The sequence below is a fragment of the Natronococcus sp. genome (assembly GCF_047921035.1).
GTDB lineage: Archaea > Halobacteriota > Halobacteria > Halobacteriales > Natrialbaceae > Natronococcus.
Map to the genome: position 1 here is coordinate 1 of NZ_JBLRWX010000278.1, position 512 is coordinate 512.

Annotated in this window: 1 protein-coding gene; it reads right to left on the bottom strand. The window is 68.9% G+C overall.

Translation table 11 applies throughout. The features are described 5' to 3' along the window. On the bottom strand, positions 1-512 hold a 512-nt coding region (locus ACNA7R_RS20690), incomplete at both ends, for an HAD-IC family P-type ATPase (RefSeq protein WP_416285404.1).

The window sequence follows — 512 nt, forward strand, 5'->3', positions numbered from 1 at the left end:
CCAGCGCCAGGCTGAGCGCCGGCTCGGGCCCGAACAGCAGCCAGACGGTTAGAGTGAGCGCCGCCACGACCAGCACTGCGGGCACGAAATAGCGCACCACGCGATCGACCAGCGCCTGCACCGGCAGCCGGTTTCCCTGGGCCTGCTCGACCATGTCGATGATCTTCGCGAGCACCGTGTCACGGCCGGTAGCTTCGGCCTTCATCCGGAACGCGCCGGTCTGGTTGAGCGTGCCGCCGACGACCTCGTCGCCCTCGCCCTTCTCGACCGGGTCCGGCTCGCCGGAGATCATCGATTCGTCGATCCATGAGCGGCCCTTGGTCACCGTGCCGTCGACCGGCACCTTGCCGCCGGGGCGGACCTGCACGATATCGCCGACGCGCAGCTCATCGACCTGGATTTCCTCGAAATCGCCATCGCGCTCCACCCAGGCGGTGTCGGGCGCGAGCTTCATCAACCCGCGGATTGCGCTGGAAGTCCGGCCGCGCGCGATGCCTTCCAGCCAGCGCCCG